This window comes from Streptococcus oralis subsp. tigurinus, assembly GCF_002093545.1.
GTDB lineage: Bacteria > Bacillota > Bacilli > Lactobacillales > Streptococcaceae > Streptococcus > Streptococcus oralis_C.
In genome coordinates, this window is record NZ_LNVF01000001.1 from 532759 (window position 1) to 553430 (window position 20672).

At 42.8% G+C, this 20672-nt stretch carries 23 protein-coding genes; 21 read left to right on the forward strand and 2 right to left on the reverse strand.

All coding sequences use genetic code 11. The annotated features are described in order from the left end of the window. Positions 1-26: 26 nt before the first annotated feature. A complete protein-coding gene (locus ATE34_RS02680) occupies positions 27-311 on the reverse strand; it encodes a DUF3270 domain-containing protein (protein ID WP_009730037.1) in 285 nt (94 codons plus the stop codon). A 385-nt stretch (positions 312-696) separates the two neighbouring features. Between ATE34_RS02680 and ATE34_RS02685 the strand changes: the two genes are divergently transcribed. The 11 genes from ATE34_RS02685 to ATE34_RS02740 all read left to right on the forward strand — a co-directional run bounded on the left by ATE34_RS02685 (position 697) and on the right by ATE34_RS02740 (position 10951). Next, positions 697-1752 carry an ABC transporter permease gene (locus ATE34_RS02685; protein WP_084911001.1) on the forward strand — a complete coding sequence of 352 codons (1056 nt, stop codon included), beginning with the start codon at positions 697-699 and terminating at the stop codon, positions 1750-1752. A gap of 13 nt (positions 1753-1765) precedes the next feature. Next, positions 1766-2446, forward strand: coding sequence for an ABC transporter ATP-binding protein (locus ATE34_RS02690; protein ID WP_061598553.1), 681 nt, complete (start codon positions 1766-1768; stop codon positions 2444-2446). A gap of 125 nt (positions 2447-2571) precedes the next feature. Continuing rightward, the gene (locus ATE34_RS02695) at positions 2572-3501 is read left to right on the forward strand and encodes a peptidase U32 family protein (protein WP_061598551.1); all 930 of its coding nucleotides are present in this window, start codon (positions 2572-2574) and stop codon (positions 3499-3501) included. Between the two features lie 105 nt (positions 3502-3606). Further along, positions 3607-4290, forward strand: a complete 684-nt coding sequence (gene rpiA / locus ATE34_RS02700) for a ribose-5-phosphate isomerase RpiA (protein WP_061598549.1) — start codon at positions 3607-3609, stop codon at positions 4288-4290. Positions 4291-4313: 23 nt separating this feature from the next. Next, a complete protein-coding gene (locus ATE34_RS02705; RefSeq protein WP_000033119.1) occupies positions 4314-5525 on the forward strand; it encodes a phosphopentomutase in 1212 nt (403 codons plus the stop codon). Position 5526: 1 nt separating this feature from the next. After that, positions 5527-6087, forward strand: coding sequence for a DUF1697 domain-containing protein (locus tag ATE34_RS02710; RefSeq protein ID WP_002876183.1), 561 nt, complete (start codon positions 5527-5529; stop codon positions 6085-6087). Further along, complete coding sequence (locus ATE34_RS02715; protein ID WP_084911003.1) at positions 6084-6893, forward strand: purine-nucleoside phosphorylase; 810 nt, start codon at positions 6084-6086, stop codon at positions 6891-6893. The genes ATE34_RS02710 and ATE34_RS02715 overlap by 4 nt, the downstream gene beginning before the upstream one ends. Positions 6894-6897: 4 nt before the next feature. Then, on the forward strand, positions 6898-8133 hold the full coding sequence (locus ATE34_RS02720) for a chloride channel protein (protein ID WP_180382659.1): 1236 nt from the start codon (positions 6898-6900) through the stop codon (positions 8131-8133). Beyond that, positions 8130-8840 (forward strand): type 1 glutamine amidotransferase, encoded by a 711-nt coding sequence (locus tag ATE34_RS02725; protein ID WP_084911005.1) that lies wholly within the window; start codon positions 8130-8132, stop codon positions 8838-8840. The genes ATE34_RS02720 and ATE34_RS02725 overlap by 4 nt, the downstream gene beginning before the upstream one ends. Positions 8841-9364: 524 nt before the next feature. Continuing rightward, complete coding sequence (gene deoD / locus ATE34_RS02735; RefSeq protein ID WP_000022077.1) at positions 9365-10075, forward strand: purine-nucleoside phosphorylase; 711 nt, start codon at positions 9365-9367, stop codon at positions 10073-10075. A 144-nt stretch (positions 10076-10219) separates the two neighbouring features. Continuing rightward, positions 10220-10951, forward strand: a complete 732-nt coding sequence (locus ATE34_RS02740) for an NAD-dependent protein deacylase (protein ID WP_084911007.1) — start codon at positions 10220-10222, stop codon at positions 10949-10951. Positions 10952-11150: 199 nt separating this feature from the next. Here the strand turns inward: ATE34_RS02740 and ATE34_RS02745 are convergent, their stop codons facing one another. Further along, positions 11151-12806, reverse strand: a complete 1656-nt coding sequence (locus ATE34_RS02745; protein WP_084911009.1) for an Rqc2 family fibronectin-binding protein — start codon at positions 12804-12806, stop codon at positions 11151-11153. Positions 12807-12910: 104 nt separating this feature from the next. Here ATE34_RS02745 and ybeY point away from each other — a divergent pair, with 104 nt between their 5' ends. The 10 genes from ybeY (at position 12911) to smpB (ending at position 20667) form a co-directional block, all read left to right on the forward strand. Further along, on the forward strand, positions 12911-13408 hold the full coding sequence (gene ybeY, locus ATE34_RS02750; protein ID WP_000275169.1) for an rRNA maturation RNase YbeY: 498 nt from the start codon (positions 12911-12913) through the stop codon (positions 13406-13408). After that, positions 13389-13784, forward strand: a complete 396-nt coding sequence (locus ATE34_RS02755) for a diacylglycerol kinase family protein (protein ID WP_084911011.1) — start codon at positions 13389-13391, stop codon at positions 13782-13784. The genes ybeY and ATE34_RS02755 overlap by 20 nt, the downstream gene beginning before the upstream one ends. 16 nt (positions 13785-13800) lie before the next feature. Further along, positions 13801-14700, forward strand: coding sequence for a GTPase Era (era, locus tag ATE34_RS02760; protein WP_084911013.1), 900 nt, complete (start codon positions 13801-13803; stop codon positions 14698-14700). A gap of 48 nt (positions 14701-14748) precedes the next feature. Further along, entirely contained in the window at positions 14749-15573 is an 825-nt protein-coding gene (gene mutM, locus ATE34_RS02765) for a DNA-formamidopyrimidine glycosylase (RefSeq protein ID WP_084911015.1), read from the forward strand. After that, the gene (gene coaE, locus ATE34_RS02770; RefSeq protein ID WP_084911017.1) at positions 15573-16178 is read left to right on the forward strand and encodes a dephospho-CoA kinase; all 606 of its coding nucleotides are present in this window, start codon (positions 15573-15575) and stop codon (positions 16176-16178) included. The genes mutM and coaE overlap by 1 nt, the downstream gene beginning before the upstream one ends. Beyond that, positions 16165-17364 carry a multidrug efflux MFS transporter gene (locus tag ATE34_RS02775; RefSeq protein WP_084911018.1) on the forward strand — a complete coding sequence of 400 codons (1200 nt, stop codon included), beginning with the start codon at positions 16165-16167 and terminating at the stop codon, positions 17362-17364. The genes coaE and ATE34_RS02775 overlap by 14 nt, the downstream gene beginning before the upstream one ends. Further along, a complete protein-coding gene (gene rpmG / locus ATE34_RS02780) occupies positions 17364-17513 on the forward strand; it encodes a 50S ribosomal protein L33 (protein ID WP_007519517.1) in 150 nt (49 codons plus the stop codon). Before ATE34_RS02775 ends, rpmG begins: the two co-directional genes overlap by 1 nt. Before the next feature lie 39 nt (positions 17514-17552). After that, entirely contained in the window at positions 17553-17786 is a 234-nt protein-coding gene (secG, locus tag ATE34_RS02785) for a preprotein translocase subunit SecG (RefSeq protein WP_000282517.1), read from the forward strand. A gap of 96 nt (positions 17787-17882) precedes the next feature. Continuing rightward, positions 17883-20237 carry a ribonuclease R gene (gene rnr / locus ATE34_RS02790; RefSeq protein WP_084911020.1) on the forward strand — a complete coding sequence of 785 codons (2355 nt, stop codon included), beginning with the start codon at positions 17883-17885 and terminating at the stop codon, positions 20235-20237. Continuing rightward, positions 20200-20667, forward strand: coding sequence for an SsrA-binding protein SmpB (gene smpB / locus ATE34_RS02795; RefSeq protein ID WP_001051742.1), 468 nt, complete (start codon positions 20200-20202; stop codon positions 20665-20667). Before rnr ends, smpB begins: the two co-directional genes overlap by 38 nt. The last annotated feature ends 5 nt before the right edge of the window (positions 20668-20672 follow it).

Consider the following 20672-nt stretch of genomic DNA (forward strand, 5'->3'; position numbering starts at 1 on the left):
AAAGAGGTTGGTAGTGGTACCAACCTTTATTTTGAAATTTTTCGTTTAATAATCTTTCGTTGGAGTTGGAGGAGTGTCAAGCTTGCCCCCATAGCAGCAACAAATGATAAAGCTGTGTTCAATTTTAAGGCTAAAAAGATAAAACTAAAAAACACCATAAAAATACAAAAACAAGCAATATTTACAAAAAATAAAATCTCTTTTAAATTGGAGCTAACAGGTGCTTCCAGTGTATAGTCTTGATAAAGCGGAGTTTGATTCGATTCGGGAGTTTGTTCAAACTCATAAGCTTCTAATTTTCTTGCGGGCATGATTCTCTCCTTAACAGTACCTAACTATTTTATCATTTTTTATGCAGAGAATTATTACAGAATTGTTACAAAACTACTAAAGTCTCTTATCATCTTCTAAGTCACTCTTCTTGACACCCACTGGGGAAAGTGATAGCATGGATGTTACACTTAAAACAGATGACCTGACCTTCTCTATTATAAATATACTGAGTAAGGAAGAGATAACTTATATAAATTGATAGCAAGCTGAGGCTTTTTCCTAAGATGATTTGTTAAGTTGCTACCTGGATACTTTTGAAGAGTATTGGTAGGAGTTGTTTTGAATGGATGATAAGACAGAAATTCTGTCTATTGGACTGGGTGGCCTTCTTGCTACCTCTGGGGAAAGTTAAAGGAGATAAGCATGTATCTTGCTATCAAAGAAATAGTACGAAACAAACTTCGATATAGTTTGATTCTAACTACCATTTTTCTTATCGCTTTTATGGTCTTTTTTATGACCAGTCTAGCTCTTGGTCTTGTGCGAAACAACCGGGCAGCTATTGATAATTGGCAAGCGACGGGTGTCGTTTTATCTGACTACGCAAATGATAATTTGACGGCATCTTTTATTCCCGAAAAGGACTACAAGGATAAAAATTCTGAAGAGGCTGCTCCATTGGGATATATGTTCGCTGTGACCAATCTAGTCGATGGTAGTGAAAAGGTCAACGTTTCCATCTTTGCTCAAAACTGGGACTCTTTTATCTCTCCTAGTTTAACGGAGGGAAGGTACCCTGAAGGGGATGATGAGGTTGTCGTGGATCAGTCTTTTGAGAACTATGGGATGAAGCTAGGCGATGCCATTCAGCTTAATGGAAGTGAGGCAAGTTACAAGATTGTAGGCCTGACTCAAGGAAATAAGTTTTTCACTGAGCCTGTTGTCTTTACGAGTTTGACAACTTATTGGACCTTACAAGGAACCTTGAAAGCCAATCGTTCTATCTCTGCCTTGGTATTGAAAAATGATATAGAAGTGGTTGGCGATGGTCTGAAACAGATTTCCATTCCAAAAATGATATCAAAAATTCCTGGTTACACACCTCAGGTTAATGTATTTTCAGGGATGATTCTTGCTATGATTGTTATCACAGGCTTGATTGTGGGGATTTTTGTTTATATCATTACCATCCAAAAACTAGGACTTTATGGAATAATGCGGGCTCAGGGAATACAGATCAAAACCATTGTATGGTCTCTATTCTGTCAAATCTTCCTCCTAGCTGGTATGGGAATTGCTTTAGCCTTGCTGGCTATTGGTGGAGTGATTTTAGTCTTACCAGCTACCTTCTTTTTCTACCCAAGCTGGATAGCTTACTCTGTCCTGAGCTTGGTAATTTCCTTGATGGCCCTTCTAGGTGGTGTCATTTCACTTCCACGCTTGCTAAAGGTGGACCCGATTACTGCGATTGCAGAGTGATAAGGAGAATAGTATGACAGCATTGATTGAAATGACTCAAGTTACAAAAACCTACGGGGAAGGAAAGATGAAAGTCGTTGCCCTGCATGAGACGAATTTTCAGCTAAATGCGGGAGAGTTCGTAGCTATTGTTGGACCTTCGGGATCTGGAAAGACGACCTTTCTAACAACTCTAGGACAACTACAGGAAGCTTCGAGTGGAAAGATTCTAGTCAAGGGGAAGGAAACAGGTAGTTTGACGGAGAAGGAGAAAACAGACCTCCGTTTTAGAGAGTTTGGTTTCATTCTCCAGGCTTCAAACCTAATTCCTTTTCTAACGGTCAAGGAACAGCTGGATTTGATTGACAGACTAGATAAGGGAAAAAATAGGAAGAGTGACCGAAAAGAGCTGTTTGACTTGTTGGATTTGGAAAAAGTACAAGATCATTATCCCAAGGCTCTATCGGGTGGCGAACGTCAACGTGCGGCGATTGCTAGAGCGCTTTATAATAATCCGAGCATCGTTCTTGCAGATGAGCCGACAGCCAGTCTAGATACCCAGCGTGCTTACCAAGTAACAGAAATGTTGGCTGCCATTGCCCATGAACAAGGTAGAGGAGTTGTCATGATTACACATGATACACGCCTTCTTGATAAGGTTGACCGTATTTATGTCATGAACGATGGCCACCTAGTTGAAGAAACACATGCATAAAATAGAGTGAATGGTACAAGTTACTGTTCACTTTTTTGATTGGGAAAGATAGAAATAAGTTTAACTTTTTGTGAAACTCTCAGTATTCATAGCTGATTTTTGAGAAATGTGGTATAATTTTTCTTATGGAAAAGATTATTATTACAGCAACTGCTGAAAGTATTGAACAAGTTGAACAACTACTCGAAGCTGGCGTAGATCGTATCTATGTTGGTGAGAAAGATTTTGGCCTTCGTCTGCCAACAACCTTTAGTTATGAAGAGTTGCGCACCATCGCTAAGCTCGTTCATGATGCGGGTAAGAAATTGATTGTTGCAGTCAACGCCCTCATGCACCAAGATATGATGGACCGTATCAAGCCCTTCCTAGACTTCTTGGAAGAAATCAAGATAGACTATATCACTGTTGGAGATGCAGGTGTCTTTTACGTGGTAAACCGTGATGGCTATTCCTTTAAGACTATCTACGATGCTTCAACCATGGTGACAAGTAGCCGTCAGATTAACTTCTGGGGTCAAAAGGCTGGCGCATCTGAGGCGGTTTTGGCGCGTGAAATTCCATCGGCTGAACTCTTCAAAATGCCAGAGATTTTGGAAATTCCTGCTGAAGTCTTGGTTTATGGAGCTAGTGTTATTCACCATTCTAAGCGTCCGCTTTTACAAAACTACTATAACTTCACGCATATCGATGACGAAAAGACGCGTAAACGTGACCTCTTCTTAGCAGAACCGAGTGACCCTGAGAGCCATTATTCCATCTTTGAAGATAATCATGGTACTCATATTTTTGCCAACAATGACCTTGATCTGATGACCAAATTGACAGAATTGGTGGAGCATGGTTTTACTCACTGGAAGCTAGAGGGGCTCTACACACCTGGTCAGAATTTTGTAGAAATTGCCAAACTCTTTGTCCAAGCACGCAGCTTGATTCAAGAGGGCAAATTCAGCCATGACCAAGCCTTCTTGTTAGATGAGGAAGTGCGCAAGTTACACCCTAAAAACCGTTTCCTCGATACGGGATTCTATGATTACGATCCTGACATGGTTAAATAGGACATAAAAACCCGAAATAAAAATGTTCGGGTTTTTCAAGTGTATTCATGAAATAAAAACGGATACATGTTATAATAAAAATAGCTCTTTAATGGAGGTGTTTAAGTGGAGAATCTGAAAAAGATGGCAGGTATCAAGGCTGCTGAGTTTGTCAAGGATGGCATGGTAGTCGGACTTGGAACGGGCTCTACTGCCTACTATTTCGTAGAAGAAATCGGTCGTCGCATTAAGGAAGAAGGTTTGCAGATTACTGCTGTAACGACTTCCAGTGTGACCAGTAAGCAGGCTGAAGGTCTTAACATCCCGCTCAAGTCGATTGATCAAGTAGACTTTGTCGATGTGACGGTTGACGGGGCGGATGAAGTAGATAGCCAGTTCAACGGGATCAAAGGTGGTGGTGGTGCCCTTCTGATGGAGAAGGTTGTCGCAACGCCCTCAAAAGAATACATTTGGGTGGTAGATGAAAGCAAACTGGTAGAGAAACTAGGTGCTTTTAAATTGCCAGTAGAAGTGGTTCAGTATGGGTCAGAACAGGTCTTTCGTCGTTTTGAGCGAGCTGGATACAAACCAAGTTTCCGTGAAAAAGACGGCCAACGTTTTGTGACCGATATGCAGAATTTTATTATTGACCTAGCCTTGGATGTCATTGAAAATCCAATTACCTTCGGGCAAGAATTGGATCATGTCGTTGGTGTCGTAGAGCATGGCTTGTTCAACCAAATGGTGGATAAGGTCATCGTTGCTGGACGAGATGGCGTTCAGATTTTAACTTCAACAAAAGCAAGATAACTAAAATAATAAGGAGACACACTATGTCAAAATTTAATCGGATTCACTTGGTGGTACTGGATTCTGTGGGAATCGGTGCTGCACCAGATGCCAATAACTTTGTCAATGCAGGGGTTCCAGACGGAGCTTCTGACACACTGGGACACATTTCAAAAACCGTTGGTTTGAATGTACCAAACATGGCTAAAATCGGTCTAGGAAATATTCCTCGCGAAACGCCGCTTAAGACTGTACCAGCTGAAAGCAATCCAACAGGTTATGCAACAAAATTGGAAGAAGTTTCCCTTGGTAAGGATACCATGACTGGTCACTGGGAAATCATGGGACTCAACATTACCGAGCCTTTCGATACTTTCTGGAACGGATTCCCAGAAGAAATTTTGACAAAAATCGAAGAATTTTCAGGACGTAAGGTCATTCGTGAAGCCAACAAACCTTACTCAGGTACGGCTGTTATCGATGATTTCGGACCACGTCAAATGGAAACTGGGGAGTTGATTATCTATACTTCAGCTGACCCTGTTTTGCAAATTGCTGCCCACGAAGACATCATTCCTTTGGATGAATTGTACCGTATCTGTGAATACGCTCGTTCAATTACCCTTGAGCGTCCTGCCCTTCTAGGTCGTATCATTGCTCGTCCGTATGTTGGTGAACCAGGTAACTTCACTCGTACAGCAAACCGTCGTGACTTGGCTGTATCTCCATTTGCACCAACCGTTTTGGATAAATTGAACGAAGCAGGTATCGATACTTACGCTGTTGGTAAAATCAACGATATCTTTAACGGAGCTGGTATCAATCATGACATGGGCCACAACAAGTCAAACAGCCACGGAATTGATACATTATTGAAGACCATGGGACTTGCTGAGTTTGAAAAAGGATTCTCATTCACAAACTTGGTGGACTTTGATGCCCTTTATGGACACCGCCGCAATGCTCATGGTTACCGTGATTGCTTGCATGAGTTCGATGAACGTTTGCCTGAAATTATCGCAGCCATGAGAGAGAACGACCTTCTCTTGATTACTGCGGACCATGGAAATGACCCAACCTATGCAGGAACAGACCACACTCGCGAATATATTCCACTTTTGGCTTATAGTCCTTCCTTTAAAGGAAATGGTGTCATTCCAGTTGGACATTTTGCAGATATCTCAGCGACTGTTGCCGATAACTTTGGTGTTGAAACTGCCATGATTGGGGAAAGTTTCTTAGATAAATTGGTATAAGATGACGCGATATGCTTTAATTGTTCGGGGCATTAATGTCGGAGGGAAAAATAAGGTTGTTATGGCGCAACTTCGTCAAGAACTGACAGAGTTGGGGCTAGAGAAGGTTGAAACCTACATCAACAGTGGCAATATTTTCTTTACTTCGACAGCTCCCAAAGCGCGATTGGTTGAAAAGTTAGAGGCTTTCTTTGAAGTCCATTATCCATTTATTCAGAGTTTTTCTTTACTGAGTCTAGAGGACTTTGAGGCGGAGCTTGAAAATCTACCAGATTGGTGGACCAAAGATTTGGCACGAAAGGATGTCCTCTTTTACACGGAGGGCTTGGATGTGGATCAAGTCATAGCGACAGTTGATAGTTTAGAACTGAAAGATGAAGTGGTTCATTTTGGAAGACTTGGGATTTTCTGGGGGAAATTCTCTGAGGAATCCTACTATGCAACTGCCTATCATAAGTACTTGCTCAAGATGCCTTTTTATAGCAATATCACCATTCGCAATGCCAAAACCTTTGACAAAATCGGTCAAATGCTAAAAAATAATAAAGGAGATACAGAATGACATTTTTAGATAAGATCAAGGAAACAGCTGCTTTCTTGAAAAGCAAGGGAATCCAAGCTCCCGAGTTTGGTCTAATCCTTGGATCAGGTCTTGGAGAATTGGCAGAAGAGATCGAAAATCCAGTTGTAGTAGACTATGCTGAGATTCCAAACTGGGGCCGCTCTACAGTAGTTGGTCACGCTGGTAAATTGGTATATGGTGAACTCGCAGGTCGAAAAGTCTTGGCTCTTCAAGGTCGTTTTCATTTCTATGAAGGAAATCCTCTTGAAGTCGTGACTTTCCCAGTTCGTGTGATGAAAGTCCTCGGATGTGAAGGTGTCATTGTAACCAATGCAGCTGGCGGTATTGGATTCGGTCCTGGTACTTTGATGGCTATCTCAGACCATATCAATATGACGGGGCAGAACCCATTGATGGGTGAAAACTTGGATGATTTTGGTCCACGTTTCCCAGATATGTCTAAAGCCTACACTCCAGAATATCGTGCTACTGCCCATGAAGTGGCCAAGAAACTTGGTATCAAGCTTGATGAAGGTGTCTATATTGGTGTAACAGGTCCGACTTATGAAACCCCAGCAGAAATTCGTGCCTATAAGACATTGGGGGCAGATGCAGTTGGTATGTCCACTGTTCCTGAAGTTATTGTGGCCGCTCACTCAGGCTTGAAAGTTCTAGGAATTTCATGTATCACTAACCATGCTGCTGGTTTCCAAGAAGAACTCAACCACGAAGAAGTTGTAGAAGTGACTGAACGTGTTAAAGGCGACTTCAAAGGTTTGGTTAAAGCTATTCTTGCTGAACTCTAATCCTATGAAAGCACGACTCCAAAGCCTGCCCTACGGACTGAGGCTACTTCTAGCCACTCTATCATTGGGAATAGGGACGGGTCTGGTCGGAATTGCTTGCCATTATTTACTAGAAAGTGTGCGATGGCTGGCCTTTGGCCAAACTAGTTCGGATTTGCTCCAGCAATTTCAAGAAGCTGGGGGTCTCCGTAGATTCCTCGTTCTGTGTGTGACAGGGGTCTTGGCAGCTGGCTTCTGGTATGTCCTACAAAGGCGCCATAAGATTTTGTCTATTCGTCAGCAAATTATATTAGCTGGAGACAGGGAGCCAGCGCTCTTAGCCCACCTCTTTCATGCAGGTATGCAGGTTGCGATTGTTGGAGCAGGCGCATCGGTCGGAAAAGAGGGAGCACCACGTGAGGTCGGGGCTCTTCTAGCTGGTTGCTTGTCGAAGGGATTCTCTCTAACTCTCAAAGAACGAAAGGTGTTGGTTGCCTGTGGAGCAGGAGCTGGTCTAGCTGCGGTCTATCAGGTTCCCTTTGCTAGTAGTTTGTTTGTCTTTGAGACCTTAGGACTTACCTATAGTTGGCAGAACTTTTTGCTGATTTTGGCTAGTACTTATCTGGCAACCTGGGTGGCTCAGCCCATTGTTGGTCAGGATGCTATTTATCACCTATCTGCGGTCTCTTGGTCGTCTAGCAGTTTCTTGCAGGCGATTCTGATTGCTTCATTGGTTACTCCTCTAGCACTGGTTTTTCGATCCTTAGCCAAGCAAGCTAATCGCAAACGGCGCAAGGATGAGACGATCCTTTGGGCTCTTCCTCTAGCCTTTCTCGTGCTGGGGAGCCTGGCAGTCTTTTTCCCTATCTTTATGGGAAATGGCCAGGTACTAGCCCAAGCCTTGTTGTCTAGCCAGCCAATTCCTTATCTTCCATTGACTCTTGCAGTGAAGGGGCTTCTAGTTTATCTCCTCTTGCGTAATGGTGCCTATGGGGGAACCTTGACGCCATCATTTGCCTTGGGGATTGGATCTGGCTATTTTGTGACTTTGCTTTTGACAGTAGTTGGCATTCATCTGGATCCAGCTCTAGGAATGCTACTAGGAGCAACAGTCTTTTTAGGAACGACCTTACAAGCTCCTCTGACGGCCATTGCACTGAGCCTTGGATTTACAGGCCAGGATTGGAGTTTGACAATACCGCTTGTACTAGCGGCAGGAATGTCTTACGTGATTCGAAAGAGATGGGAGAAGAAACAATGAAGGTACATTTTGTACTGCATGAAACATTTGAGGTTCCGGGAGCTTATCTAAAATGGGCTCTGGCACGAGGGCATCACATTACATCAACAAAGGTTTACGAAAAAGAACCTCTTCCTGAAACAATTGACGGAATTGATTTTCTGATTGTTATGGGTGGCCCTCAATCACCTGATGAGGATAGAGAAAACTTCCCATACTATGATCCTAAGGCCGAGATTGCTTTTATGAAAGAAGCGATTGCTGCAGATATTTATATTGTTGGTGTCTGTCTTGGTGCGCAGCTCCTGTCTGTTGCCTATGGTGCGAAGTATGAACATAGTCCAGAACGCGAGATCGGCGTTTATCCTGTGACATTGACGATGCAAGGCCTAACAGATCCTCATGTCAGCTTGTTCGGAGAAACCTTAGAAACCGGCCACTGGCACGGTGATATGCCAGGGCTGACAGAGGATGCTGTTGTTCTTGCGACGAGTCAAGGTTGTCCACGCCAAATTATTCGCTTTAGTCCGAAACATTATGCATTTCAGGCCCATTTGGAATTTGATCCCGAAGTAGTAGAACTCTTAATTACTGCGGATGGTGAGGAGCAATTAAGAGAGCAAAGTGAAAAGTTATCTTTTGTTCAAACACCAGAAGAATTACGTGGAAACGATTACTCTGAAATGAATGCAAAACTGTATGCATTTTTAGATTCGTTGGTAAACTAGGAACTACAGAAAGGCAGGATTCCAACTTTGGAAGAGAACTTGGAATCATCTTACTATGAAATCAAAAGGTGTAGTAAGTATTTAATACTACCCCTCTTTAAACTTTATATAATATATAAAAAGAAAGGTAGAGCGAGATGTTCAGATTTGAACACGAGCGGAAAACTTTTCTAAAAAAATTGAAAGGTAGGTAGTTTGGGTTTGAATTGAACCCGTGCTGTTCTCCTATTTGTCATCAAAATTAAGAAAGAAAGGAATTGAACCCACCCTAAGAGCAGTGGGAAAAAGATAGTTGGTCTAGCGAGCATCGCTCACTGCACCCAACTCCTATTTTCCCTTCGCTTTTTGGCAGGTTTGGTATCTTTCGTAGTATCACTTTTAGAATAAAGAAAGGTAGAGCAAGGTGTTCTAATTTGAACACGAGCGGAAAACTTGGAAAATAGATAATCTGACTGAGAAATCAGGATTTCTCGTCAGATTCCTAATTTTCAGTCGTTTTCTTCTCGCTCTTTGTATCATAAATTATGTCTATCCATATTGCTGCTAAGCAGGGTGAAATTGCTGATAAAATTCTTCTTCCGGGGGATCCTCTTCGTGCTAAGTTTATTGCGGAGAATTTCCTTGAAGATGCTGTTTGTTTTAACGAAGTGCGTAACATGTTTGGTTACACTGGTACTTATAAGGGTCACCGTGTATCTGTCATGGGAACTGGTATGGGGATGCCGTCTATTTCGATTTATGCGCGTGAGTTGATTGTGGACTACGGTGTGAAAAAATTGATCCGTGTGGGAACTGCGGGTTCGTTAAATGAGGATGTTCATGTCCGTGAATTGGTTTTGGCGCAAGCAGCTGCGACTAACTCAAACATCATCCGCAACGACTGGCCACAGTACGATTTCCCACAAATCGCTAGCTTTGATTTGCTAGACAAGGCCTACCATATTGCAAAAGAACACGGTATGACCACCCACGTTGGGAACGTCTTGTCATCAGATGTCTTTTACTCAAACTACTTTGAAAAGAACATCGAGCTTGGTAAATGGGGAGTTAAGGCTGTGGAAATGGAAGCAGCAGCCCTTTACTATCTTGCTGCTCAACATCACGTTGATGCGCTTGCTATCATGACCATTTCTGATAGCTTGGTCAACCCAGATGAAGACACTACTGCAGAAGAACGCCAAAATACCTTCACTGATATGATGAAGGTCGGCTTGGAAACCTTGATTGCAGAGTAATCAGAGAATAGCTTTTCAATTACATTAGTTACAAGAACTGTTGTAAGTGATCTATTTTCAATATCTAAGCAATGATAAAGAAAGAGTTGAAAATCCAACTATTGATTTTCAACTTTTTTAGAACACAGCTTAAGGAGAAATGTGATGGATAAAATTGAACAATTACAAGATTTGATAGATCAAAGCCAACGGATTGTTTTCTTTGGAGGGGCAGGAGTGTCAACCGAGTCTAATATCCCAGATTTTCGTAGTTCAGATGGTGTTTATAGTCATCAGTTAGGCCGTCATTTTACGGCAGAGCAACTCGTTTCTCGGACCATGTTTGAGCGCTATCCAGAAGATTTTTTTGACTTCTATAAAAAATACCTGATTTATCCAGAAGCCAAACCTAATGCTGCGCATACTTATCTAGCTGCTTTGGAAAAGACAGGTAAGCTCAAGGCTGTTGTGACACAAAATATCGATAGTCTTCATGAAATGGCTGGCTCCCAAAAGGTCTTTAAATTGCATGGGAGTGCGGACCGCAATTACTGCCTAGGTTGTCATCGTTTCTATGACTTAACTTCCTTTCTGGCCCTCGAGGGACCTGTTCCTCACTGCTTAGACTGTGGTAAGGTGGTCAAGCCTGACGTGACCTTATATGAAGAATCGCTTGACATGGATGTTTTTAGCCAGGCTGCACAAGCTATTCGGCAAGCTGACTTGCTAATAATCGGTGGGACTTCTTTGGTTGTTTATCCTGCAGCTAGCCTAGTAAACTATTTTTCTGGGACAAATCTGGTCGTTATCAATAAAACCAGTATTCCACAAGACAGCCAAGCTACATTGGTCATTGAAGGCAAGATTGGTGAAGTCTTTTCGAAATTGAGACAATAAAAGAATTTTAGAAGATAGTAACAAAATCGTGTTACTTGAAAGAAGAAGATATCTCAGTTTTTGATTACTATCTCACTCATTTAGACTTGTTAAAAACTGGCTGAGAAAATCAAAACACCTTCACCGATATGATGAAGGTTGGATTGGAAACCTTGATTGCAGACTAAAATGTAATAGAAAATCCTGATTTCAAGTAAAGTCAGGATTTTTTCATGGATGCGATTTTTTCTGGGTCTGGTGTAACGCGGAGGGTCTTTTGTCCTGTATAGGTCACAAAGCCGGGTTTGCCACCTGTTGGTTTGTTGAGTTTTTTAACTTCAATCATATCCACTTGAACCAGATTTGACAGACGTCCCTTAGAGAAGAAGGCAGCGAGCTCTGCAGCGTCCGTCTTAACTTCGTCAGAAGGGTTGAGGTTGCCTGAGATGACGACGTGGCTGCCAGGAATGTCCTTGGCGTGGAACCAAAGTTCTTCCTTGCGAGCCATTTTAAAGGTTAGTTCTTCATTTTGCAAGTTGTTTCGACCGACATAGATAATGGTTTTGCCATCGCTGGCCAGATACTGCTCTGGTTTTTTGCGCTTGTGAATTTTCTCCCGTTGTCTTCTACGGATAAAGCCTGTTTGGATCAATTCTTCACGGATTTCAGCGATTTCTTCCAGTCCAGCTTGGTTGAGGACGGTCTCCACGCTTTCTAGATAGAGAATGGTAGCCTTGGTTTCTTCGATCAGCTCAGTCAGGTATTTAACAGCTTCTTTGAGCTTCTGATAGCGTTTAAAGTAGCGTTGGGCATTCTGACTGGGAGTCAGGGCCTTATCAAGCGTGATGATAACAGGTTGATTCGTGTAGTAGTTATCCAAGACAACCTGATCTTGGTCATTGGGAACTTGGTGGAGAAAGGTTGTCAGTAATTCGCCCTTTTGGCGAAACTCCTCAGCGTTGTCTGTCGCCAGTAATTCTTTTTCTTGTTTTTTGAGTTTGTGGCGATTTTTCTGAAGCTCATTTTCAACGCGGCGAATGAGTTCGCTGGCCTGCTGTTTGACGCGATCGCGCTCTGCCTTGTCTTTGTAGTAGGTATCCAGAAGATCAGAAAGACTGGCAAAAGGCTCTCCTACACTATTTTCGAAGGGAATTGGACTGAAGGAGGTCTCCGTTAGGTAAGGCTTGGTTTCTTGTCCGAAAAAGTGACGGAAGGTAGAAAGTTTATCACGAACCAAGAGCCTTTCCAATTCGTTTGCCGTATCTCGTCCTAGACCTTGAAAGAGGCTTTGAAGATTTTTTGCTGTTAGCTCTTGAGTTTGAAGGATTTCAAAGAGCTTTTCATCCTTGACAGTAAAAGGATTGAGAGCATCCGTATTAGGTGGAGCGATATAGGTCGATCCAGGAAGCAAGGTGCGGTAGCTATTTTGTGAAAAGCCGACGTGTTTGATGACTTCGAGGATTTTATGGCTACTTTTATCCACGAGGAGAATATTGCTGTGTTTGCCCATAATCTCGATAATCAGGGTAGCCTGGATATGATCCCCAATTTCGTTTTTATTAGAAACCGTGATCTCCACAATGCGGTCATTTTCCACTTGCTCAATCGACTCAATCATAGCACCCTGCAAATACTTTCTCAAAACCATGATAAAAGTCGAAGGTTGGGCTGGATTTTCAAAGGTCGTTTGGGTCAGCTGAATGCGTCCAAAAACGGGATGAGCAGAGAGGAGCAGGCGATGGCTTTGGCGATTGCTACGGATTTGCAAGACCAACTCTTGTTCAAAAGGTTGATTGATCTTCTGAATGCGACCATTGACCAACTCGCTTTGCAATTCCTCAACCATGTGGTGTAAAAAAAATCCGTCAAATGACATCGTTCTCTCCTTGTGATTGTATTCCATAGTATTATATCAAAAAGGTAGAATAAAATCATGGAAATATGGTATAATAAAGCCAAGTAAAGAGAATCGAGAAGTACATGTATATTGAAATGGTAGATGAAACTGGTCAAGTTTCACAAGAAATCTTGCAACAAACCCAAGAAATTTTGGAATTTGCTGCCCAAAAAATAGGAAAAGAAGACAAGGAAATGGCAGTCACTTTTGTGACCAACGAGCGTAGTCACGAACTCAACCTCGAGTACCGTGACACCGATCGTCCGACGGATGTCATCAGCCTTGAGTATAAGCCAGAGTTGGATATTGCCTTTGACGAAGAGGATTTGCTTGAAAATCCTGAATTGGCAGAGATGATGTCTGAGTTTGATGCCTATATTGGGGAATTGTTCATCTCTATCGATAAAGCGCATGAGCAGGCTGAGGAATACGGTCACAGCTTTGAGCGTGAGATGGGCTTCTTGGCAGTACACGGCTTTTTACATATTAACGGCTATGATCACTACACTCCGGAAGAAGAAGCGGAGATGTTCGGTTTACAAGAAGAAATTTTAACAGCCTATGGACTCACAAGACAATAAACGAAAATGGAAAAATCGTGACCTGGTATCCAGTTTAGAATTTGCCCTTACAGGAATTCTGACTGCGATCAAGGAAGAACGCAATATGCGAAAACATGCAGTGACAGCCCTTGTGGTTATCCTTGCAGGTTTTGTTTTTCAGGTGTCACGAATCGAATGGCTCTTTCTCCTAATGAGCATTTTCTTGGTAGTAGCCTTTGAAATTATTAACTCTGCTATTGAAAATGTGGTGGATTTAGCCAGTCACTATCACTTTTCTATGTTGGCAAAGAAAGCCAAGGACATGGCGGCAGGAGCCGTGCTGGTGGTCTCTCTTTTTGCTGTAGTGACAGGTGCACTTATCTTTATCCCACGCATTTGGGATATACTATTTTAAACACTAAGAGGAAATTATGACATTTAAATCAGGCTTTGTGGCCATTTTAGGACGTCCCAATGTTGGGAAGTCAACCTTTTTGAATCACGTCATGGGGCAAAAGATTGCCATTATGAGTGACAAGGCGCAAACAACACGTAATAAAATCATGGGGATTTACACAACGGATAAGGAACAAATCGTCTTTATCGACACCCCGGGGATTCACAAGCCTAAAACAGCTCTTGGGGATTTCATGGTGGAATCTGCCTACAGCACCCTTCGTGAAGTAGACACTGTTCTCTTCATGGTGCCAGCTGATGAGCCACGTGGTAAGGGTGACGATATGATTATCGAGCGTCTGAAAGCTGCTAAGGTTCCTGTGATTCTGGTGGTGAATAAGATTGACAAGGTCCATCCAGACCAGCTTTTGGCTCAGATTGATGACTTCCGTAACCAGATGGACTTTAAGGAAATTGTTCCGATCTCAGCTCTTCAGGGAAATAACGTTTCTCGTCTAATTGACATCCTCAGTGAAAATCTTGAGGAAGGTTTCCAGTATTTCCCATCTGATCAAATCACAGATCATCCTGAGCGTTTCTTGGTTTCTGAGATGATTCGTGAGAAAGTCTTGCACCTAACTCGTGAAGAGATTCCTCACTCAGTTGCAGTGGTAGTTGACTCCATGAAGCGGGATGAAGAGACAGACAAGGTTCATATCCGTGCAACCATCATGGTCGAGCGTGATAGTCAAAAAGGTATTATCATCGGAAAAGGTGGCGCCATGCTCAAGAAAATTGGGACCATGGCCCGTCGTGATATCGAACTCATGCTAGGGGACAAGGTTTTCCTAGAAACTTGGGTCAAGGTCAAGAAAAACTGGCGTGATAAAAAGCTAGATTTGGCCGACTTTGGCTATAATAAAAAAGAATACTAAGTAGAGGTGGGCTCATGCCTGCTTCTTGTTTTTACAGAAGGAGGCCTTATGCCTGAATTACCTGAGGTTGAAACGGTTCGTCGTGGCTTAGAAAAATTGATTTTGGGAAAGAAGATTTCTAATATAGAGATTGCTTATCCTAAGATGATCAAGACAGATTTGGACGAGTTTCAAAAGGAAGTGCCTGGTCAGATTGTTGAGTCAATGGGACGTCGTGGAAAATATCTACTTTTTTACCTGACAGACAAGGTCTTGATTTCCCATCTGCGAATGGAAGGCAAGTATTTTTACTATCCAGACCAGGTTCCTGAACGTAAGCATGCCCATGTTTTCATTCGGTTTAAAGATGGAGGCACGCTTGTTTATGAGGATGTACGCAAGTTTGGCACGATGGAACTGCTGGCACCCGACCTATTGGAAGCCTACTTTGTTTCTAAAAAATTAGGCCCCGAACCAAGAGAGAAGGACTTTGATTTGCAGACCTTCCAAGCTGCCCTAGCCAAATCTAAAAAGCCTATCAAATCCCATCTCCTAGACCAGACCTTGGTGGCTGGACTTGGCAATATCTATGTGGATGAGGTCCTCTGGCGGGCTCAGGTTCATCCAGCTAGAGCTTCCCAAACTTTGACAGTAGCAGAAGCGACAGCCATTCATGACCAGACCATTGCTGTTTTGGGACAGGCTGTTGAAAAAGGCGGATCAACCATTCGAACCTATACAAATGCCTTTGGTGAAGACGGAACCATGCAGGATTTTCATCAGGTCTATGATAAGACTGGTCAAGCATGTTCCCGCTGTGGGACAGTGATTGAGAAATTCCAGCTCAGTGGACGAGGAACTCATTTTTGTCCTCAGTGTCAAAGGAGGGGCTGATGGGAAAAATCATTGGAATCACAGGAGGAATTGCCTCTGGTAAGTCAACTGTGACAAATTTTCTAAGACAAAAAGGCTTCCAAGTGGTCGATGCTGACGCAGTCGTCCACCAGCTACAAAAACCTGGTGGTCGTCTTTATCAGCTCTTAGTTCAGCACTTTGGGCAGGAAATCATCCTTGAAAATGGAGAACTCAATCGCCCTCTCCTGGCTAGTCTCATCTTTTCAAATCCTGAGGAACGGGAATGGTCTAAACAAACACAAGGAGAGATAATTTGTGAGGAATTGGCTACATTGCGAGACCAGTTGACTCAGACAGAAGCGATTTTTTTCATGGATATTCCCCTGCTTTTTGAACAGGACTACAGTGCCTGGTTTGATGAAACATGGCTGGTCTATGTGAACCGTGATGTTCAGGTGGAACGTTTCATGAAACGGGATCATCTTTCTAAGGAAGTAGCAGAGTCGCGTCTTTCCGCCCAGTGGTCTTTAGAAGAAAAGAAAAAACTAGCAAGTCATATATTAGATAACAATGGCAGTCGTGATCAGCTTGTGAGTCAAGTAATGAAGTTACTTGAAGGAGGCGATAGCTGTGCAAGAGATTAGTTGGAAAGAGAATCTTCGTGTCGCCTGGTTCGGTAGTTTTCTAACGGGTGCCAGTATTTCCTTGGTCGTTCCCTTCATGCCTATCTTTGTAGAGCAGTTGGGAATTGAAGGGGACCAAGTTGCTTTCTATGCTGGATTAGCCATCTCAGTTTCGGCTGTTTCAGCAGCTCTAGTTTCTCCCATCTGGGGTATTCTTGCTGACAAGTACGGTCGAAAACCCATGATGATTCGAGCTGGTCTTGCTATGACCATTACCATGGGAGGTTTGGCCTTCGTGCCAAATATCTATTGGCTACTCTTTTTGCGCTTGCTCAATGGCGTATTTACTGGTTTTGTCCCCAATGCAACGGCCTTGATTGCTAGTCAGGTACCTAAAGATAAGTCTGGAGCGGCTCTGGGGACTCTATCTACAGGTGTTGTTGCAGGAACATTGACGGGTCCCTTTGTTGGAGGCTTTATTGCTGAAATTTTTGGCATTCGTAATGTCTTTTTATTGGTAGGTGCTTTCTTATTTTTGGCTGCAATCCTAACCATTTTCTTTATCAAGGAAGATTTTCAGCCAGTTGCTAAGGAGAAGGCTATCCCAACGAAAGAAGTATTTTCTTCTTTTAAGTATCCTAGGCTTTTAATAAACCTATTTTTAACCAGCTTTGTCATTCAATTTTCAGCTCAATCAATTGGTCCCATTCTAGCTCTCTATGTTCGGGACTTAGGGCAGACTGCAAATCTCCTCCTTGTATCTGGATTGATCGTATCCAGCATGGGATTTTCTAGCATGATGAGTGCTGGAGTTCTAGGAAAACTTGGCGATAAGGTAGGGAATCATAGATTGTTAGTTGTAGCGCAGATTTATTCTGTCATCATTTACCTTCTTTGTGCCCATGCGACTAGCCCACTTCAACTTGGCTTGTATCGTTTTCTCTTTGGTTTGGGAACGGGGGCTCTCATACCGGGAGTCAATGCCCTTCTCAGCAAAATGACTCCAAAGTCTGGAATTTCAAGAATTTTTGCCTTCAACCAAGTCTTTTTTTACCTCGGTGGAGTGATTGGACCCATGGCGGGATCCGCAGTTGCAGGATATTTGGGCTACCATGCTGTCTTTTATGCGACAGCAGCCTGTGTAACTTTCAGTTGTTTATGTAACATAGTGCAATTTAGATCATTATTAAAAGTAAAGGAAATCTAGTGCGAGTAAAAATCAATCTCAAGTGCTCCTCTTGCGGTAGCATGAATTATCTAACCAGTAAGAACTCCAAAACTCATCCTGACAAGATTGAGGTTTTAAAGTATTGTCCCAAGGAAAGAAAAGTAACCCTACATCTTGAATCTAAGTAGATTTTATGGTAAAATAATAGGGATTTTAAGGAGTTTGATATGTATAACCTATTGTTAACCATTTTATTAGTATTATCTGTTGTGATTGTGATTGCGATTTTCATGCAACCAACTAAGAACCAATCCAGCAATGTATTTGATGCCAGCTCAGGTGATTTGTTTGAACGTAGTAAGGCGCGTGGTTTTGAAGCTGTGATGCAACGTTTGACAGGTATTTTAGTCTTTTTCTGGCTAGCCATTGCCTTAGCATTGACGGTATTATCAAGTAGATAAGAAATGGGCGAGACTAGGTCTTAGCCTATTTTTATTTTCAATGACACTTATAAAGTTATCAATCAAAAAGAAATTATAAAAATCTAGAAAGAAAACATGAAAGATAAAATAAAAGAATATTTGCAAGAGAAGGGGCGAGTGACGGTAAATGACCTAGCTCAGGCTCTCGGAAAGGATGGATCCAAGGATTTCCGTGAGTTGATTAAAACCCTGTCTCTGATGGAAAGAAAGCACCAGATTCGATTTGGAGAAGATGGAAGCCTCTCCTTGGACCAAAAGAAGAAACATGAAATTACCCTCAAAGGGATTTTTCATGCCCATAAAAACGGCTTTGGCTTTGTTAGTCTAGAAGGGGAAGAGGACGACCTTTTTGTAGGAAAAAACGATGTCAACTATGCCATTGATGGTGATACCGTAGAGGTAGTCATCAAGAAAGTTGCTGACCGCAACAAGGGAACGGCAGCAGAAGCCAAAATTATTGATATCCTAGAACACAGCCTGACAACCGTTGTCGGGCAAATCGTTCTGGATCAGGAAAAGCCCAAGTATGCCGGCTATATCCGTTCAAAAAATCAGAAAATCAGCCAACCAATCTATGTGAAGAAACCAGCTATCAAGCTGGAAGGTACTGAGGTTCTCAAGGTCTTTATCGATAAATACCCAAGTAAGAAACATGATTTCTTTGTCGCTAGTGTCCTCGATGTGGTGGGACACTCGACTGATGCTGGGATTGATGTCCTTGAAGTCTTGGAGTCCATGGATATTGTTTCAGAATTTCCAGAGGCTGTTCTCAAGGAGGCGGAAAGTGTTCCTGATGCTCCATCAAAAAAGGATATGGAAGGCCGTCTTGATTTAAGAGATGAGCTTACCTTCACCATTGACGGCGCGGATGCCAAGGACTTGGACGATGCAGTTCACATCAAGACTTTGAAAAATGGCAATATGGAACTCGGAGTTCACATCGCGGATGTTTCCTACTATGTGACTGAAGGCTCTGCCCTTGACAAGGAAGCCCTTAACCGCGCGACTTCTGTCTATGTGACAGACCGAGTGGTTCCAATGCTTCCAGAGCGTTTGTCAAATGGCATCTGCTCTCTCAATCCTCAAGTCGATCGCTTGACCCAGTCTGCCATTATGGAGATTGATAAACATGGTCGTGTAGTCAACTACACCATCACACAAACGGTTATCAAAACTAGTTTTCGTATGACCTATAGCGCTGTTAATGATATCCTAGCTGGCGATGATGAAAAGAGACAAGAGTTTAAGAAAATTGTTCCTAGTATCGAGCTCATGGCCAAGCTTCATGAAAGGCTAGAAAGCATGCGTGAGAAACGTGGAGCTCTCAATTTTGATACCAGTGAAGCTAAGATCTTAGTGGATAAAAAAGGCAAGCCTGTGGATATTGTCCTTCGTCAGCGTGGTGTTGCTGAGCGGATGATTGAGTCCTTCATGTTGATAGCCAACGAAACGGTTGCCGAGCACTATAGCAAACTGGACCTACCTTTTATCTATCGGATTCATGAGGATCCTAAGGCAGAAAAAGTTCAGAAGTTTATTGATTACGCTTCGAGCTTTGGATTGCGAATTTATGGGACTGCCAGTGAGATTAGCCAGGAGGCTCTTCAAGATATCATGCGTGCGGTTGAGGGAGAACCCTATGCGGATGTATTGTCCATGATGCTTCTCCGATCCATGCAACAGGCTCGCTATTCTGAGCACAATCACGGTCACTATGGCCTAGCTGCAGACTATTACACTCACTTTACCAGCCCCATTCGCCGTTATCCAGACCTCCTTGTTCACCGCATGATTCGGGACTATGGGCGTTCTAAGGAAATAGCCGAGCATTTTGAACAAGTGATTCCAGAGATTGCAACCCAGTCTTCCAACCGTGAACGTCGTGCAATCGAGGCGGAGCGTGAAGTCGAAGCCATGAAAAAGGCTGAGTACATGGAAGAATACGTGGGTGAAGAGTATGATGCGGTTGTATCCAGTATTGTCAAGTTCGGTCTCTTTGTAGAATTACCAAATACAGTTGAAGGCTTGATTCACGTCACCAATTTGCATGAATTTTATCATTTCAACGAGCGTGATTTGACTCTTCGTGGGGAAAAATCAGGCATAACTTTCCGTGTGGGACAGCAGATTCGCATTCGAGTTGAAAGAGCGGATAAGATGACAGGTGAGATTGACTTCTCTTATATCCCAAGTGAGTTTGATGTCATCGAAAAAGGCTTGAAACAAGCTGGTCGCAAAGACAGAGGTCGTGGTTTAAGTCGTCGTTCAGACAAGAAGGAAGATAAGAGAAAATTAGGGCGCTCAAATGATAAGCACAAGCATTCACAAAAAGATAAGAAGAAAAAGGGAAAGAAACCTTTTTATAAGGAAGTAGCTAAGAAAGGAGCCAAGCATGGCAAAGGGCGAGGGAAAGGTCGTCGCACAAAATAAAAAAGCACACCACGACTATACAATTGTAGATACGCTTGAAGCAGGAATGGTCCTGACAGGAACGGAAATCAAGAGCGTTCGAGCAGCTCGAATCAATCTCAAGGACGGCTTTGCCCAAGTAAAAAATGGGGAAGTCTGGCTGAGCAATGTTCATATCGCTCCTTACGAAGAAGGCAATATCTGGAATCAGGAACCAGAACGCCGTCGCAAACTCCTGCTCCATAAGAAGCAAATTCAAAAGTTGGAACAAGAAACCAAAGGGACAGGGATGACCCTGGTTCCACTTAAAGTCTATATCAAAGATGGCTACGCCAAGCTTCTTTTAGGACTTGCTAAAGGAAAACATGACTATGACAAACGGGAGTCGATCAAGCGACGTGAACAAAACCGCGACATCGCGCGTGTGATGAAAGCTGTCAACCAGCGTTAAGAAGA

Coding starts and splice junctions, on each gene's coding strand:
- ATE34_RS02680 (WP_009730037.1), bottom strand. CDS start 311: ATGCCCGCAAGAAAATTAGAAGCTTATGAGTTTGAACAAACTCCCGAA.
- ATE34_RS02685 (WP_084911001.1), top strand. CDS start 697: ATGTATCTTGCTATCAAAGAAATAGTACGAAACAAACTTCGATATAGT.
- ATE34_RS02690 (WP_061598553.1), top strand. CDS start 1,766: ATGACAGCATTGATTGAAATGACTCAAGTTACAAAAACCTACGGGGAA.
- ATE34_RS02695 (WP_061598551.1), top strand. CDS start 2,572: ATGGAAAAGATTATTATTACAGCAACTGCTGAAAGTATTGAACAAGTT.
- ATE34_RS02705 (WP_000033119.1), top strand. CDS start 4,314: ATGTCAAAATTTAATCGGATTCACTTGGTGGTACTGGATTCTGTGGGA.
- ATE34_RS02710 (WP_002876183.1), top strand. CDS start 5,527: ATGACGCGATATGCTTTAATTGTTCGGGGCATTAATGTCGGAGGGAAA.
- ATE34_RS02715 (WP_084911003.1), top strand. CDS start 6,084: ATGACATTTTTAGATAAGATCAAGGAAACAGCTGCTTTCTTGAAAAGC.
- ATE34_RS02720 (WP_180382659.1), top strand. CDS start 6,898: ATGAAAGCACGACTCCAAAGCCTGCCCTACGGACTGAGGCTACTTCTA.
- ATE34_RS02725 (WP_084911005.1), top strand. CDS start 8,130: ATGAAGGTACATTTTGTACTGCATGAAACATTTGAGGTTCCGGGAGCT.
- deoD (WP_000022077.1), top strand. CDS start 9,365: ATGTCTATCCATATTGCTGCTAAGCAGGGTGAAATTGCTGATAAAATT.
- ATE34_RS02740 (WP_084911007.1), top strand. CDS start 10,220: ATGGATAAAATTGAACAATTACAAGATTTGATAGATCAAAGCCAACGG.
- ATE34_RS02745 (WP_084911009.1), bottom strand. CDS start 12,806: ATGTCATTTGACGGATTTTTTTTACACCACATGGTTGAGGAATTGCAA.
- ybeY (WP_000275169.1), top strand. CDS start 12,911: ATGTATATTGAAATGGTAGATGAAACTGGTCAAGTTTCACAAGAAATC.
- ATE34_RS02755 (WP_084911011.1), top strand. CDS start 13,389: ATGGACTCACAAGACAATAAACGAAAATGGAAAAATCGTGACCTGGTA.
- era (WP_084911013.1), top strand. CDS start 13,801: ATGACATTTAAATCAGGCTTTGTGGCCATTTTAGGACGTCCCAATGTT.
- mutM (WP_084911015.1), top strand. CDS start 14,749: ATGCCTGAATTACCTGAGGTTGAAACGGTTCGTCGTGGCTTAGAAAAA.
- coaE (WP_084911017.1), top strand. CDS start 15,573: ATGGGAAAAATCATTGGAATCACAGGAGGAATTGCCTCTGGTAAGTCA.
- secG (WP_000282517.1), top strand. CDS start 17,553: ATGTATAACCTATTGTTAACCATTTTATTAGTATTATCTGTTGTGATT.
- rnr (WP_084911020.1), top strand. CDS start 17,883: ATGAAAGATAAAATAAAAGAATATTTGCAAGAGAAGGGGCGAGTGACG.
- smpB (WP_001051742.1), top strand. CDS start 20,200: ATGGCAAAGGGCGAGGGAAAGGTCGTCGCACAAAATAAAAAAGCACAC.